The following is a 1,688-nucleotide window of genomic DNA, read 5'->3' as shown; positions in this document are numbered from 1 at the left end:
ATTATTATTTAAGACTTGTTTGTCATCTAATGAAGCAATTGAAATTCATAAAACCCGTAACCATTATGGGATCAATCGTTCTAAAATTGAGAACAGATATTAGTAAAAACAGACTCGCTTCGACACTTTTTGGAAAAACAAGACGAGCTGTTTTAGCATTGCTTTACAGCCACGTTGGCGAATGTTTCTACTTCCGACAGATAATAAGAGAAACCGGAACAAGCATAGGCGCATTGCAGCGTGAATTAAAGAATCTATCCAATGTAGGAATTATCCGAAAAACCGTTCAGGGATCACAAGTTTATTATCAAGCAAATCCAAATTGTCCGATCTTTGCCGAACTTAAGAACATTGTGATTAAAACCATTGCTATCGGCGATGTTCTGAAAGATGCTTTAACGCAGTTAGAAGATCGTATTAAGGTTGCCTTTTTATTCGGATCAATGGTGAATAGTAGCGAAAATTCAAGTAGCGATGTGGATATTATGGTTATCGGAAATATAACATTTGCTGAGGTTACAAATGTTTTAAATCCTGTACAGGAAAAGGTTCGACGAGAAATTAATCCAGTTGTTTATCCTCCTGCAGAGTTCAGACAAAAAGCAACAAAGAATCACCATTTTCTAAAAAATGTAATAAAGAACGAAAGACTTTTTCTTATTGGAGATGAGCATGAGCTTAAAAATTTGGCTGAGTAATGGTTGGCTGAAAGAACACCAACCAAACTCACAAGAGATCACTGAATTACTGGCAGTCGCAGACCGTGACCTTTCAGATAGAAGAACCCCTGGCTTGAGCCCTGATTGGCAATTAAATACCCTATAATGCTGCCCTACAAATTGCTACAGCAGCACTGGCTGCCTCAGGTTATCGTGCCGTGCGAGAAGCACATCATTATAGAACTATTAAATCTCTTTCCTATACAATTAAGGCTGATAACGAATTGATTACTTTATTTGATCAATTTCGTAAGAAAAGAAATATAAGCGGTTATGATCGTGCCAGTATGATTTCAAAGCAGGAAGCAAATGAGATGTTAAAACTTGCCATACATCTTCGTCAAAAAATAGCAGAATGGCTTAGGGAAAATCACCCAACTTTGATGAAGGAATAGTAAAAAGGCAAAAGCAAAAATAATGAATAACAAGAATAAAGAAGAAAGACCAAAGAGTAAAGAAAAAAACAGAAAGCAGAAAACAGAACCCAGTGAAATATTCAGCAAGCTGAATTTCACGGGTCAAGAATCAGAAATCAGAAATCAGTGAAATATGCTCCGAATTTCACCCATGTGTAATAACAGATTAAAGAGATTACACAGGGTAAACGGGTCAGGGAAAGCAGAAATAAGAAAGCATAAAGGCGAGATTGTCATTCTGGAGCGAAGCGAAGAATCTCCCGATAATGTTGATCTATCTTACTGGGAGATCCTTCCCGTCTTCATTTCATTACGCCGTGGCAGGCGGTCACTTCGTTCAGCCAGCTGGCTGATGACAATGAAAAAGTCAATCCGTCTTCGTTGCAATACGCCGTGACAAGAAGGTGAAAGGTGAAAGGTATGAAGAAATATGAAAAGGATTTATACGAAAGATTAATTCAATTCGCAATAAATACTTTCAAATTCCTGAAGTCATTACCAAAAGATAAAGAATATGATGTTTTTAGATATCAGCTTTCAAAAGCCGCGACTT

At 37.2% G+C, this 1,688-nt stretch carries 2 protein-coding genes; both read left to right on the top strand.

Features of this window, described 5'->3' with window-relative positions; translation table 11 throughout:
• Positions 1 to 65 precede the first annotated feature (65 nt).
• Positions 66 to 698 carry an ArsR family transcriptional regulator gene (locus tag ENL20_00045; protein HHE36951.1) on the top strand — a complete coding sequence of 211 codons (633 nt, stop codon included), beginning with the start codon at positions 66 to 68 and terminating at the stop codon, positions 696 to 698.
• A gap of 857 nt (positions 699 to 1,555) precedes the next feature.
• A partial coding sequence (locus tag ENL20_00040) for a four helix bundle protein (protein HHE36950.1) occupies positions 1,556 to 1,688 on the top strand: 133 nt, incomplete at its 3' end.

It is taken from the genome of Candidatus Cloacimonadota bacterium (genome assembly GCA_011372345.1).
In the GTDB taxonomy this organism is placed as follows: Bacteria; Cloacimonadota; Cloacimonadia; order Cloacimonadales; family TCS61; genus DRTC01.
Note: the sequence above shows the minus strand (reverse complement) of the source record. Positions and strands in the feature narration are given on the sequence as shown.

What these genes read in the sequence shown, in the direction of transcription:
- ENL20_00045 (HHE36951.1), top strand. Translation starts at nt 66, where the DNA reads ATGGGATCAATCGTTCTAAAATTGAGAACAGATATTAGTAAAAACAGA.